The sequence below is a fragment of the Streptococcus mitis genome (assembly GCF_047460035.1).
Lineage (GTDB): Bacteria > Bacillota > Bacilli > Lactobacillales > Streptococcaceae > Streptococcus > Streptococcus mitis_DW.
Window position 1 is genome coordinate 51255 of sequence record NZ_JASHHB010000004.1, and the last position, 13690, is coordinate 64944.

The following is a 13690-nucleotide window of genomic DNA, read 5'->3' on the forward strand; positions in this document are numbered from 1 at the left end:
TAAAAAATATTGGTCAATTAAAGTCAAAATCCTTGACCTTTTCTGACTAATGTAGTATATTATGAACGTAAGGTAAATGAAAGCCTTACTAGAACACTTATTTAAAGTAAAATAGAAAGAGGTGGGGTCTATGTTTAATCTAGAAATCTTTAGAAGTAAAGATAGTCTACTCCTGCTTGAAAAAGAAAAACCAGAAATAGTACGTAGAGTAGCGATTTAGCTAGTCTAAATTTTTTAAAGAAAAAGTCAAAGATAGTCAATATCAGTAATAATAAATAACAAAAAGAGGTAAAGAATATGAACAACAACTTTAATAATTTTAACAACATGGATGATTTATTTAACCAATTGATGGGTGGTATGCGTGGATATAGTTCAGAAAACCGTCGTTACTTGATTAACGGCCGTGAAGTAACGCCTGAGGAATTTGCTCATTATCGTGCAACGGGTCAATTGCCAGGAAATGCAGAAACTGATGGACAAATGCAACAACAGGCTTCAGGTATGAAACAAGATGGTGTCCTTGCTAAACTCGGTCGTAACTTGACAGCAGAAGCTCGTGAAGGCAAGTTGGATCCTGTTATCGGACGAAACAAGGAAATTCAAGAAACATCTGAAATTCTATCACGTCGTACCAAAAACAATCCTGTTTTGGTCGGAGATGCAGGTGTTGGTAAGACAGCAGTTGTAGAAGGTCTAGCACAAGCCATTGTAAATGGAGATGTTCCAGCCGCCATTAAGAACAAGGAAATCATTTCTATTGATATTTCAGGTCTTGAGGCTGGTACTCAGTACCGTGGTAGCTTTGAAGAAAACGTTCAAAACTTAGTCAATGAAGTAAAAGAAGCAGGAAATATTATTCTCTTCTTTGATGAAATTCACCAAATTCTCGGTGCTGGTAGCACTGGTGTAGATAGTGGTTCTAAAGGGCTTGCGGATATTCTCAAGCCAGCTCTCTCTCGTGGTGAGTTGACAGTGATTGGGGCAACAACTCAAGACGAATACCGTAACACCATCTTGAAGAATGCTGCTCTTGCTCGTCGTTTCAACGAAGTCAAGGTCAATGCCCCTTCAGCAGAGGATACATATAAAATTCTTCAAGGAATTCGTGATCTCTATCAACAACACCACAATGTCATTTTGCCAGATGAAGTCTTGAAAGCAGCAGTGGATTATTCTGTTCAGTATATTCCTCAACGTAGCTTGCCAGATAAGGCTATCGACCTTGTCGATGTAACGGCGGCTCACTTGGCAGCTCAGCATCCAGTAACAGATGTTCATGCTGTTGAACGTGAAATTGAGGTAGAAAAAGACAAGCAAGAAAAAGCTGTTGAGGCAGAAGATTTTGAAGCAGCTCTAAACTATAAAACACGCATTGCAGAATTAGAAAAGAAAATCGAAAACCACACAGAAGATATGAAGGTGACTGCAAGTGTCAACGATGTGGCTGAATCTGTGGAACGAATGACGGGTATCCCAGTGTCACAAATGGGAGCATCAGACATCGAACGTTTGAAAGATATGGCTCATCGTCTGCAAGACAAGGTGATTGGCCAAGACAAGGCAGTTGAAGCTGTAGCTCGTGCCATCCGTCGTAACCGTGCTGGTTTCGATGAAGGCAATCGCCCAATCGGTAGCTTCCTCTTTGTAGGTCCAACTGGGGTTGGTAAGACTGAACTTGCTAAACAATTGGCGCTAGATATGTTTGGAACCAAGGACGCAATCATTCGTTTGGATATGTCTGAATACAGTGACCGCACAGCCGTTTCTAAGCTAATTGGTACAACAGCAGGATATGTGGGTTATGATGACAATAGCAATACCTTAACAGAACGTGTGCGTCGCAATCCTTATTCTATCATTCTCTTGGACGAGATTGAAAAGGCTGATCCTCAAGTGATCACTCTTCTCCTCCAAGTCTTGGATGACGGTCGTTTGACAGATGGTCAAGGAAATACGGTGAACTTCAAGAACACTGTTATTATCGCAACATCAAATGCTGGATTTGGCTATGAAGCCAACTTGACAGAAGATGCGGACAAACCAGAATTGATGGACCGTTTGAAACCATTCTTCCGTCCAGAATTCCTCAACCGCTTTAACGCAGTTATCGAGTTCTCACACTTGACGAAGGACGATCTTTCTAAGATTGTAGATTTGATGTTGGCTGAAGTTAACCAAACCTTGGCTAAGAAAGACATTGATTTGGTAGTCAGTCAAGCAGCTAAAGACTATATCACAGAAGAAGGCTACGATGAAGTCATGGGTGTTCGTCCACTCCGTCGTGTGGTTGAACAACAAATCCGTGACAAAGTCACAGACTTCCACTTGGATCACCTAGATGCCAAACACCTAGAAGCAGATATGGAAGACGGTGGTTTGGTTATTCGTGAGAAAGCTTAAGACAGAATTTTGAGCATAAAAAAGAAGGAACCAGCTGAAAAAAAACTGGTTCCTTTTTTTGTGTTTAGATGACATGGCGTTCAAAGGCATCATCTGAAATCCCTTGTTCTAGGATGAGTTTTGCCCATTCTTTAGCAGAAAAGAGGCTGTGGTCCTTATAGTTTCCGCAAGATTCGATGGTTGTACCAGGGACGTCTTCCCAAGTAGTAGTTTCAGCGATTTCCTTGAGCGAATCCTTGATAACAGCTGCGATTTCAGCACTAGTGTGACGTCCCCACATAATCATGTGGAAGCCTGTGCGGCAACCAAATGGTGAACAGTCAATCATACCGTCAATTCGGGTACGGATGAGTTTGGCTAAGAGGTGCTCGATAGTGTGAAGGCCAGCGGTAGGGATAGAGTCTTCGTTTGGTTGTACCAAGCGAATATCATAATTGGAGATAACGTCTCCCTTTGGTCCTGTTTCTTCCCCAATCAAGCGAACATAGGGTGCTTTAACAATGGTGTGGTCAAGTTCAAAACTTTCAACAATAACTTCTTTTGACATGGTAAATCCTTTCAGTTTTCTTCTTTCATTATAACACAAAGCTGGCTCCTGAGATAGAGAGAAAACCTCTCCAAGAGTGGAGAGGTTGAAATCTTTATTTACGATACAAGCGGTCGTATTGGTAGTAAGGGTCAAAGGTTACGTTGATACCCAATTTGCGAAGGACATTCTTGTCTTCATCAGTCAAGATGATGGTTGAGTGGGCTTCGCTTCCTTTGAGGTTACCAAGCTCTTCCATAGCACGAGCAGCATCAGGATTTTCTGTAGCTGTGATAGCAAGTGCAATCAGGATTTCATTTGAATGAAGGCGTGGATTGCGGCTACCGAGATGATCGATTTTAAGACCTTGGATTGGCTTAACAACTTCAGGCTCGATGAGTTTTACTTCTTTCACAATGTCAGCTGATTTCTTGATGGCGTTAATCAAGGCAGCTGCTGTAGGGCCAAAGAGTTCTGAGTTCTTACCTGTGACGATTTCCCCATTTGGCAATTCAAGGGCTAGGGCTGGTCCGCCAGTTTCTTCTGCTTTTTGACGTGCAGCAACAGCAACCTTACGGTCTGCAGGTGTGATACCGAGGTCATTCATAAGCAACTCGATTTTCTTGACAGCAGCTTCGCCAACTTTTTCGGCTTTAAAATCAAGAACAGTTTGATAGTAACGGCGTATGATTTCTTGTTTAGAGGCTTCGACAGCAGCCTCATCATCTGTAATAGCGAAACCAACCATGTTGACACCCATGTCTGTCGGAGAAGCGTATGGAGATTCGCCAAGGATACGTTCTAACATGCGCTTGAGCACTGGGAAAATTTCGATATCACGGTTGTAGTTGACAGTAGTTGCTCCGTAGGTTTGGAGATGGAAAGGATCAATCATGTTGACATCATCAAGGTCTGCTGTAGCAGCCTCGTAGGCCAAGTTGACTGGGTGATGAAGGGGAAGATTCCAAACTGGGAAGGTTTCAAATTTAGCGTAACCAGACTTGATGCCATTGATTTGGTCGTGGTACATATTGGACATACAGGTTGCCAATTTTCCAGAACCAGGTCCAGGAGCGGTTACGACGATCAAGTTGCGACTGGTTTTGATGTAGTCATTTTTCCCCATACCTTCTGGAGAAATGATGTGATCCATATCCGTCGGATATCCTTTGATTGGATAGTGAAGATAAGAATCAATTCCGTTTTTCTCAAGTTGGTTGCGGAAGGCATCTGCAGCTGGTTGACCAGCGTACTGTGTGATGACAACGGAGCCAACAAAAATTCCCAATTCATTGAATTTGTCAATCAGACGAAGAACTTCTTGGTCATAAGAAATGCCCAAGTCACCACGTGCTTTGGAATGTTCGATGTTGTTAGCATTAATGGCAATTACAACCTCGACTTGCTCTTTCAATTCTTGCAAGAGCTTGATTTTGTTGTCAGGCTCATAACCAGGAAGAACACGAGCAGCGTGAAAATCTTCTAACATTTTGCCACCAAACTCCAAGTAGAGCTTGCCGTCAAATTGGTTAATGCGCTCCAAAATGTGGTCGCGCTGTAGATTCAAATATTGTTCAGAACTAAAAGCTTGTTTTTTCATTTTTTTACCTCTGACCTCTATTATAATAAAAAAATGGAAGTTAGGAAACTATGGAGTTAAAAAAGGAATCAAAAAGATTAGGCAAACGCTTGCATAAAAATCTGAAAAGCGCTATCATAGACTGTAGATTATTAAAATAATGAGGTAAGAAGATGCAAGAAAAATGGTGGCACAATGCCGTAGTCTATCAAGTTTATCCTAAGAGCTTTATGGATAGCAACGGAGATGGAATTGGCGATTTGCCAGGAATTACCAGTAAGTTAGACTATCTAGCCAAGTTAGGAATTACAGCGATTTGGCTTTCTCCAGTTTATGACAGTCCTATGGATGATAATGGCTATGATATTGCTGATTATCAAGCGATTGCGGCTATTTTCGGGACCATGGAGGATATGGACCAACTGATCGCGGAAGCTAAGAAACGTGATATTCGTATCATCATGGACTTAGTGGTCAATCATACTTCAGATGAGCATGCTTGGTTTGTCGAGGCCTGTGAAAATCCTGACAGCCCTGAACGTGACTACTATATTTGGCGAGATGAACCCAACGACCTAGATTCTATCTTTAGTGGATCTGCTTGGGAATATGATGAAAAGTCGGGTCAGTACTATCTCCACTTTTTCAGTAAGAAACAGCCGGATCTCAACTGGGAAAATGAAAAACTTCGTCAGAAAATTTATGAGATGATGAACTTTTGGATTGATAAAGGCATTGGTGGTTTCCGTATGGATGTCATTGACATGATTGGGAAAATTCCTGACGAGAAGGTGGTTAATAATGGTCCTATGCTCCATCCTTATCTCAAGGAGATGAATCAAGCGACCTTTGGAGATCAGGATCTCTTGACAGTAGGGGAAACCTGGGGAGCAACTCCAGAGATTGCTAAGCTTTACTCTGATCCAAAGGGCCAAGAATTGTCTATGGTCTTCCAGTTTGAGCATATCTGTCTTCAGTATCAGGAAGGTCAGCCTAAATGGCACTATCAAAAAGAGCTGAATATCGCTAAGTTGAAAGAGATTTTCAACAAATGGCAGACAGAATTAGGAGTTGAAGATGGCTGGAATTCGCTTTTCTGGAACAATCATGACCTCCCTCGTATCGTCTCAATCTGGGGAAATGACCAAGAATACCGCGAAAAATCTGCCAAAGCCTTTGCCATCTTGCTTCATCTCATGAGAGGGACTCCTTATATCTACCAAGGTGAGGAGATTGGGATGACCAACTATCCGTTTGAAACACTGGACCAAGTAGAAGATATTGAATCCCTCAACTATGCGCGTGAGGCTCTTGAAAAAAGTGTTCCGATGGAAGAAATCATGGACAGTATCCGTGTCATTGGACGTGACAATGCCCGTACCCCTATGCAATGGGACGAGAGCAAAAACGCTGGTTTCTCAACAGGTCAACCTTGGTTGGCAGTGAATCCAAACTATCAAGCAATCAACGTTCAAGAAGCGCTGACAAATCCAGATTCTATTTTCTATACCTATCAGAAACTGGTTCAAATCCGTAAGGAGAATAGCTGGTTGATTCGAGCTGACTTTGAATTGCTTGATACGGCTGACAAGGTCTTTGCCTATATCCGTAAAGATGGGGACCGTCGTTTTCTAGTTGTGGCTAACTTGTCCAATGAAGAGCAAGACTTGACCGTAGAAGGAAACGTCAAATCGGTCTTGATTGAAAACACCGTGGCTCAGGAAGTCTTTGAAAAACAAATCTTAGCTCCATGGGATGCTTTCTGTGTGGAAATGACTGACTAAAAAGTGAGAACCTCAAGCTTATAGAGTTTGAGGTTTTGCTAAAAGTTTTTTAGAGAATTCTTTTAAATAGATTTTTTAGAATTTTCTAAAAAATCTGTCAAAAGCTCTTGCTTTTATAATAAAATAGGGTATAATAGTGAAAATACTATTTTGAAGGAGATTATTTATGCAATCGAAAAAGTGGCTCTTAGGAGCGGGAGTGACCTTGAGTGCGGCCCTTCTTTTGGCAGCTTGTGGTAAAAGTGATAAGAAAGCAGATGCCCCGAGGAGCTTTTCTTATGTTTATGCAGTGGATCCGTCTTCCTTGGATTATAGCGTTACGAGTAAAAGTTCTACTTCTGACGTGATTGGTAATGTTGTTGATGGTCTTTTAGAGAATGATAAATATGGGAATCTTGTTCCGTCTTTAGCAGAGGATTGGACTGTTTCAACCGATGGTTTGACTTACACTTACAAACTTCGTAAGGGGGTGAAGTGGTATACTTCTGAAGGAGAGGAGTATGCAGAAGTTAAGGCGCAGGATTTTGTTACAGGTCTGAAGCATGCAGCAGATGCTAAGTCAGATGGTCTTTCTTTGATTGAAAAATCAATCAAAGGTTTGGAGGCTTATGTTAGTGGTGAGACCAATGATTTTTCAACTGTAGGTGTTAAAGCTCTTGATGATTATACGGTAGAATATACCCTTAATAAACCAGAAAGTTTTTGGAACTCTAAAGTAACAACAGCAACCATGCTCCCTGTAAATGAAGAATTTTTGAATGCAACAGGCAAGGATTACGGAGCGCCAACCCCATCAAGTATTCTTTACAATGGTCCATATTTTTTGAAATCTTTGATTTCTAAATCTGTGATTGAATATGAAAAAAATCCTAACTATTGGGATAAGGAAAATGTCAAGATTGATAATGTAAAATTAACATTCTATGACGGATCAGATCAAGAATCCCTTATCCGTAGTTTCGCTACAGGAGCATATAATACAGCGAGACTTTTCCCAAATAGTTCAAGTTTTGCTTCTACCAAAGAGAAATATGGAGATCAGATTATTTATAGCCCTCAGGAAGCAACTAGTTATTACTTTACTTTTAACGTAAATCGTCAATCATATAATAAAACAGCCAAGACAGATGAAGGACAAAAGCTTTCTACAAAAGAAGCCATGCTGAATAAAAATTTCCGTCAAGCAATTAATTTTGCCTTCAATCGCCACGCCTATACAGCTCAATTAAACGGTGAAGAGGGTGCGGATAAGATTATTCGTAATAGTCTAGTGCCAGATAATTACGTTCAAGTAGCTGGGAAGACCTTCGGACAGTTGGCTCAGGATGAACTACTGAAATATGGAGAACAGTGGAAAGATGTGACTCTCACAGATGGTAAGGATACAATTTACAATCCAACAAAGGCCAAGTCTGCATTTGAAAAAGCGAAGTCAGAATTGCAAGCTAAGGGAGTGAGTTTCCCGATTCATCTAGATGTGCCAGTAGAACAGACAGATGTAGTTGCGGTGCAACAAACCAATTCGCTAAAACAATCAATTGAAGAAACGCTTGGAACGGAGAATGTGATTATAGATGTTCTTCAAATGACAGATAATGAGAAGGAAAGTATTACTTCTCAAGCTAAAGTTCCAACCCAAAAAGATTATGATTTGAACGGAACAGGTTGGGGACCAGATTACCAAGATCCAGCAACCTATCTCAATATTTTAGATGCTAAGAAGGGTTCTGCCTTGAAACATCTAGGTATAACAAAGGGCAAGGATCCTGAAGTTGTGGCAAAAGTTGGCTTGGATGAATACAAGAAGCTCTTGGATGATGCGGCTTCTGAGACAAGTAATCTTGATAAACGATACGAAAAGTATGCTAAAGCACAGGCTTGGGTTACTGATAGTTCACTTCTTATTCCAGTTGCTTCTTCAGGGGGCTCTCCTATGGTTAGTCGTACTGTTCCATTTACCAAAGCTTATTCACAGGTCGGTATTAAGGGGGATCCATTTATTTTTAAAGGAATGGAACTTCAAAATGATATTGTGACAACTAAAGAGTATGATGCGGCCTTCAAAAAGTGGCAAAAGGAAAAACTGGAATCGAATGCTCAGTATCAAAAGGATTTAGAAAAGCACATAAAATAACGTGAATGAGATTCTTGCTTTCGTTAGGTTATCAGTTAATTCATTGATATTTAAATGATAAATCGCATAAAAACAAGGGAGGACTGTATGAAAGACAGAAATCCTTTGTTTTTTTATGACTAAAGTTTATAAACTTTCATTCTAGAAATTCAATTAACTTTACAAATTCCCACTATTTTGGTAAAATAAGCTTATGTTACAAAATCTAACATAAAGGAGAGAAAAGATGAATACAAAAAAGCGTGCCCTTAGTGCAGGGCTGACTTTTGCAGCTACTTTGCTTTTAGTTGCTTGCGGACAATCAGGTTCAGATACAAAAACTTACTCATCAACCTTTAGTGGAAATCCAACCACATTTAACTATTTATTAGACTACTACGCTGATAATACATCGATTATAACCAACCTAGTTGATGGTTTGCTTGAAAACGACAACCATGGAAATCTAGTTTCATCTTTGGCAGAAGACTGGTCTGTTTCGAGCGACGGTCTGACTTATACCTATAAATTGAGAAAAGACGCCAAATGGTTCACAGCTGACGGTGAAGAGTACGCCCCAGTCAAGGCACAGGATTTTGTGACAGGTATCAAGTACGCGGTGGATAATAAATCACAGGCCATTGACTTGATTCAAAACTCGATCAAGGGCTTGAATGATTATATTACAGGAGCGGATTCTGACTTTTCTAAGGTTGGAGTGAAAGCCATTGATGACCATACTGTTGAGTATACTTTGGCGCGCCCAGAACCTTACTGGAACTCAAAAACAACCAACAGTATTCTTTTCCCAGTGAATGAAGAGTTTCTAAACTCAAAAGGGAAAGATTTTGGTACTCTATCTCCAGATAGCATTCTCTACAGTGGACCTTATTTGTTAAAAGATTTCACATCAAAATCATCGATCGAATATGTGAAAAATCCGCATTACTACGATCATGACAAAGTATCAATTGAACACGTGAAATTGGCTTATTTTGATGGTTCAGACCAAGAATTGACCATCCGTAACTTTGAAAGTGGAGCTTATTCTATCGCTGGGGTTTATCCAAATAGTTCTAACTTTGCCAAGACCAAGGAAAAATATAAGGATAATATTGTCTATAGCTTGCAGGACAAGACTTCTTGGTACTTCAATTTCAACGTTAACCGTAAGGCCTACAACCATACGTCTAAAACGACAGATGAGCAGAAGAAGTCAACTGAAACAGCTGTCTTGAACAAAAACTTCCGTCAAGCGGTGAATTTCGCCTTGGACCGCACAGCCTATTCTGCTCAGTCAAATGGAGAAGAAGCGGCTAGCAAGACCCTTCGTAACACCTTAGTGCCTCCTACATTTGTTCAAGTTGGAGACAAGACCTTTGGAGAAGTAGTCGCTTCTAAATTGGTCAACTACGGAACAGAATGGTCAGGTATTAACTTGGCAGATGCTCAGGATGCCTATTTTAACAAAGAAAAAGCCCAAGCAAAATTTGCGGAAGCTAAAAAAGAATTGGCAAGTCAAGGTGTGACTTTCCCTATTCACTTGGATGTGGCTGTTGATCAAACAAGTAAAAATGCTGTGACAGGTATGAACTCTGTTAAGCAGACCCTTGAGTCAGTTTTAGGTGCTGATAACATTGTCATTGATGTTCAGCAACTTTCAACAGATGATTTTAATAACGTAGCCTTCTTAGCACCGACACCAGCTGATCGAGACTACGATTTGAACTTTGATGGTTGGGTAGGTGACTACCAAGATCCGTCAACTTATCTCAATCCTTTCAATGCAGAGGATGGATTCTATCTCAAGATTTTTGGTCTAGATGCTCAGGAAGATAAAGCGAAAATTGCTAGTCTGGGTCTTGATACTTACACCAAGATGCTCAAAGATGCAGATAGCGAAAATAAAGATGTAGCCAAACGCTATGAAAAATACGCTGAAGCACAGGCTTGGATGATTGACAATTCTCTGATTATGTCAGCTATGTCAAGTGGTGGAACAGCATCTGTCACCAAAGTAACGCCATTTACAAGAGGTTATTCATTGGTCGGTATCAAGGGTGATGGCAATAACTACAAGTACATGAAACTGCAAAAAGATACTGTGACAACTAAACAGTATGAAGAAGCCAAGACCAAATGGGAGCAAGAAAGCAAAAAAGCAATCGAAAAAGCTCAAAAAGAAGCAGAAAATCATGTCAAATAGATGAGCGAGTTTCCGTAAGGGACCTCGTTTTTATGTTTATATAGTAAATTTATTGATGTAATTGGTTGCAAGTCAAAAAGAATGTTTCGGAAAGAAGATGAGAACGCCTTACTTAAGCGGATGTAGGCCACAAGTGTAGTTTTTTATGATATAATAAAATGAAATAAAAATTGATAATAGAGGTATATCGTGAGTAAATCTTCGAAGCGAGCTCGTCAGGGTAAAACAAAGATTATGATTAGTTGGGGGTTGCTAGCTATCTATGCAGTACTAGCAGTCTTTTTATTGTTTTTGATTTTCAAGTACAATATGCTAGCCTTCCGATATCTGAATATAGTAGTTACCGTCTTAATTGTAGCCTCAGCCATCTTGTGCTTCTTTTTAATTCGGTCCAAGAAAGCTAAGAATCTAACGCTGATTTTATTACTACTGGGTGTGTTAATCAATGGAACTTCCCTCTTTGCTGTAAGTCAGTTCATTGGCTTTACCAGTCGCCTGAATGCAACATCGAATTACTCAAATTATTCGATGAGTATTGCAGTGTTAGCAGATAGTCCAATTGATAATATCAGTCAGGTAACCAGTGTGATGGGGCCTACTGGGACGGATAAGGATAATATCCAACAGTTGATGAATGATCTGAAAGCGACTCAAAACAAGGAATTGACAGTCGAAGAAAGCAGTTCCTATCTTGCAGCCTATAAGAGTTTGTTAGCTGGAGATACAAAGGCGATCCTTCTAAACAGTGTCTTTGAAAATATTATCGAATCCGAATATCCAGACTATGCTTCAAAGATTAAGAAAATCTATACCAAAGAATTAACCAAGACGGTTGAAACTCCAAAAGATGTCAAAGGTGACAGTTTCAATGTTTATATCAGCGGAATTGATACCTACGGTCCAATTAGCTCGATTTCTCGTTCGGACGTCAATATCATTATGACAGTGAATCGCGAAACGAAAAAGATTCTCTTGACAACCACACCTCGTGATTCCTATGTTCCAATTGCAGATGGAGGCAACAACCAAAAAGATAAGTTAACCCATGCGGGGATTTATGGAGTAGATGCTTCCATTCATACCCTGGAAAATCTTTACGGTATTGACTTGAACTATTACGCTCGTTTGAATTTCACCTCTTTCTTGAAATTGATTGATTTACTTGGTGGAGTTGATGTCTATAATGATCAAGAGTTTACCGCTCATACAAATGGGAAGTTCTATCCTGTAGGGAAGGTTCATCTTGATTCGGAGCAAGCTTTGGGATTTGTACGTGAACGTTATTCCTTAGCTGATGGGGACCGAGATCGTGGCCGTAATCAGCAGAAGGTCATTGTCGCTATTTTGCAAAAGTTGACCTCTACAGAAGCTTTGAAAAATTATGACAGTATTATAAAGGGTCTACAAGATTCCGTGCAAACCAATATGCCGCTTGAAACCATGATGAACTTGGTCAATGCCCAACTTGAGAGTGGTGGAACTTATAAGATTAATTCGCAAGATCTTAAAGGAACAGGGCGTATGGATTTACCATCCTATGCCATGCCTGATAGCAACCTTTACATGATGGAGATAAGTGATAGCAGTTTAGAGTCGGTTAAGGCTGCAATCAATGATGTGATGGAAGGAAAATAAGACAAAATGATTGATATTCATTTGCATATCGTATTTAGTGTGGATGATGGTTTAAAATCTAAGCAAGAAAGCAAGGTCCTTTTGACAGAAGCTTATGGACAAGAAGTACGGACTTGAGATGTAAAACATGCAATTGTAACATCGATTAAAGTTATCCATCTTGTACAATTGCTACAACAGTTTGTTAAAAAATAAAAGGAGGGGGTTATGTACGATTATCTTGTCGTTGGTGCTGGTCTTTTTGGTGCAGTATTTGCCCATGAAGCAGCCCTAAAAGGAAAAAAAGTAAAAGTCATTGAAAAACGAGATCATATCGCGGGTAATATCTATACTCGTGAAGAGGAAGGAATTCAAGTTCATCAATATGGAGCTCATATCTTCCATACTTCTGACAAGGAGATTTGGGACTATGTAAATCAGTTTGCTGAGTTTAACCGTTACACAAACTCTCCTGTTGCTAATTATAAGGGTGAGATTTATAACCTTCCTTTCAATATGAATACCTTCAATAAACTTTGGGGAGTTGTAACCCCAGCAGAAGCACAGGCTAAGATTGATGAGCAACGTGCTGTTTTAAATGGCAAAACTCCTGAAAATTTGGAAGAACAGGCTATTTCTCTTGTAGGTACAGACATCTACGAAAAATTAATCAAAGATTATACAGAGAAACAGTGGGGCAAGCCAACTACGGAACTTCCAGCCTTTATCATTCGCCGTTTGCCAGTACGTCTGACCTATGATAACAACTATTTTAATGATACCTATCAAGGGATTCCAATAGGTGGTTACACTCAAATAGTTGAAAAAATGTTGGAACATGAAAATATTGATGTAGAAACAAATGTTGATTTCTTTGCTCATAAAGAACAATATCTGAAAGACTTCCCTAAGATTGTCTTTACTGGTATGATTGATGAATTCTTTGACTATAAGTTGGGTGAACTAGAGTATCGTAGTCTTCGTTTTGAAAATGAGACCTTGGATATGGAAAATTACCAAGGAAATGCAGTTGTGAACTATACGGATTCAGAAACTCCATATACACGTATTATTGAACACAAACATTTTGAGTTTGGGAATCAAGAAAAGACTATCATTACTAAAGAACATTCTAAAACATGGGAAAAAGGTGATGAGCCGTATTATCCAGTAAATAATGATCGTAATAATCATTTGTATAAATCATATAAAAAATTGGCAGATGAACAAGGGAATGTTATCTTTGGTGGTCGTTTAGGACACTATCGTTATTACGATATGCACCAAGTAATTGGAGCAGCTTTACAGTGTGTAAGAAATGAGTTAGATTAAACACCTAGAACTGTTACCAGTTGCTATTTACAAATATGATCAATAATTCCTTGACTACCTAATGTAGTTGAGGTATTTTTGATATTATTCATATTTTTGCAATCTTATTGTTTAAAAAATAATTTTCAAAAAT

The 13690-nt window shown here is 39.6% G+C and carries 8 protein-coding genes and 1 pseudogene; 7 read left to right on the forward strand and 2 right to left on the reverse strand.

What is annotated here, in order from left to right:
• Positions 1–297: 297 nt before the first annotated feature.
• Positions 298–2403 (forward strand): ATP-dependent Clp protease ATP-binding subunit, encoded by a 2106-nt coding sequence (locus QM956_RS04570; protein ID WP_414302267.1) that lies wholly within the window; start codon positions 298–300, stop codon positions 2401–2403.
• Between the two features lie 64 nt (positions 2404–2467).
• Here QM956_RS04570 and QM956_RS04575 read toward each other — a convergent pair whose 3' ends face one another.
• Complete coding sequence (locus QM956_RS04575) at positions 2468–2950, reverse strand: S-ribosylhomocysteine lyase (RefSeq protein WP_000032562.1); 483 nt, start codon at positions 2948–2950, stop codon at positions 2468–2470.
• A gap of 94 nt (positions 2951–3044) precedes the next feature.
• Entirely contained in the window at positions 3045–4529 is a 1485-nt protein-coding gene (locus QM956_RS04580; protein ID WP_414302268.1) for a DUF1846 domain-containing protein, read from the reverse strand.
• A gap of 152 nt (positions 4530–4681) precedes the next feature.
• Between QM956_RS04580 and QM956_RS04585 the strand changes: the two genes are divergently transcribed.
• The 6 genes and pseudogenes from QM956_RS04585 to glf all read left to right on the forward strand — a co-directional run bounded on the left by QM956_RS04585 (position 4682) and on the right by glf (position 13557).
• Positions 4682–6292 carry a glycoside hydrolase family 13 protein gene (locus tag QM956_RS04585; protein WP_414302269.1) on the forward strand — a complete coding sequence of 537 codons (1611 nt, stop codon included), beginning with the start codon at positions 4682–4684 and terminating at the stop codon, positions 6290–6292.
• Positions 6293–6458: 166 nt separating this feature from the next.
• Positions 6459–8426 carry a peptide ABC transporter substrate-binding protein gene (locus QM956_RS04590; RefSeq protein ID WP_049544886.1) on the forward strand — a complete coding sequence of 656 codons (1968 nt, stop codon included), beginning with the start codon at positions 6459–6461 and terminating at the stop codon, positions 8424–8426.
• A 226-nt stretch (positions 8427–8652) separates the two neighbouring features.
• Positions 8653–10611 carry a peptide ABC transporter substrate-binding protein gene (locus tag QM956_RS04595; RefSeq protein ID WP_414302270.1) on the forward strand — a complete coding sequence of 653 codons (1959 nt, stop codon included), beginning with the start codon at positions 8653–8655 and terminating at the stop codon, positions 10609–10611.
• Between the two features lie 189 nt (positions 10612–10800).
• Positions 10801–12246, forward strand: coding sequence for an LCP family glycopolymer transferase CpsA (gene cpsA / locus QM956_RS04600; protein ID WP_474104522.1), 1446 nt, complete (start codon positions 10801–10803; stop codon positions 12244–12246).
• A gap of 6 nt (positions 12247–12252) precedes the next feature.
• Positions 12253–12360, forward strand: a pseudogene (locus QM956_RS04605) (tyrosine protein phosphatase); the annotation flags it as partial.
• Positions 12361–12453: 93 nt separating this feature from the next.
• Complete coding sequence (glf, locus tag QM956_RS04610) at positions 12454–13557, forward strand: UDP-galactopyranose mutase (RefSeq protein ID WP_261117623.1); 1104 nt, start codon at positions 12454–12456, stop codon at positions 13555–13557.
• Positions 13558–13690: the final 133 nt, after the last annotated feature.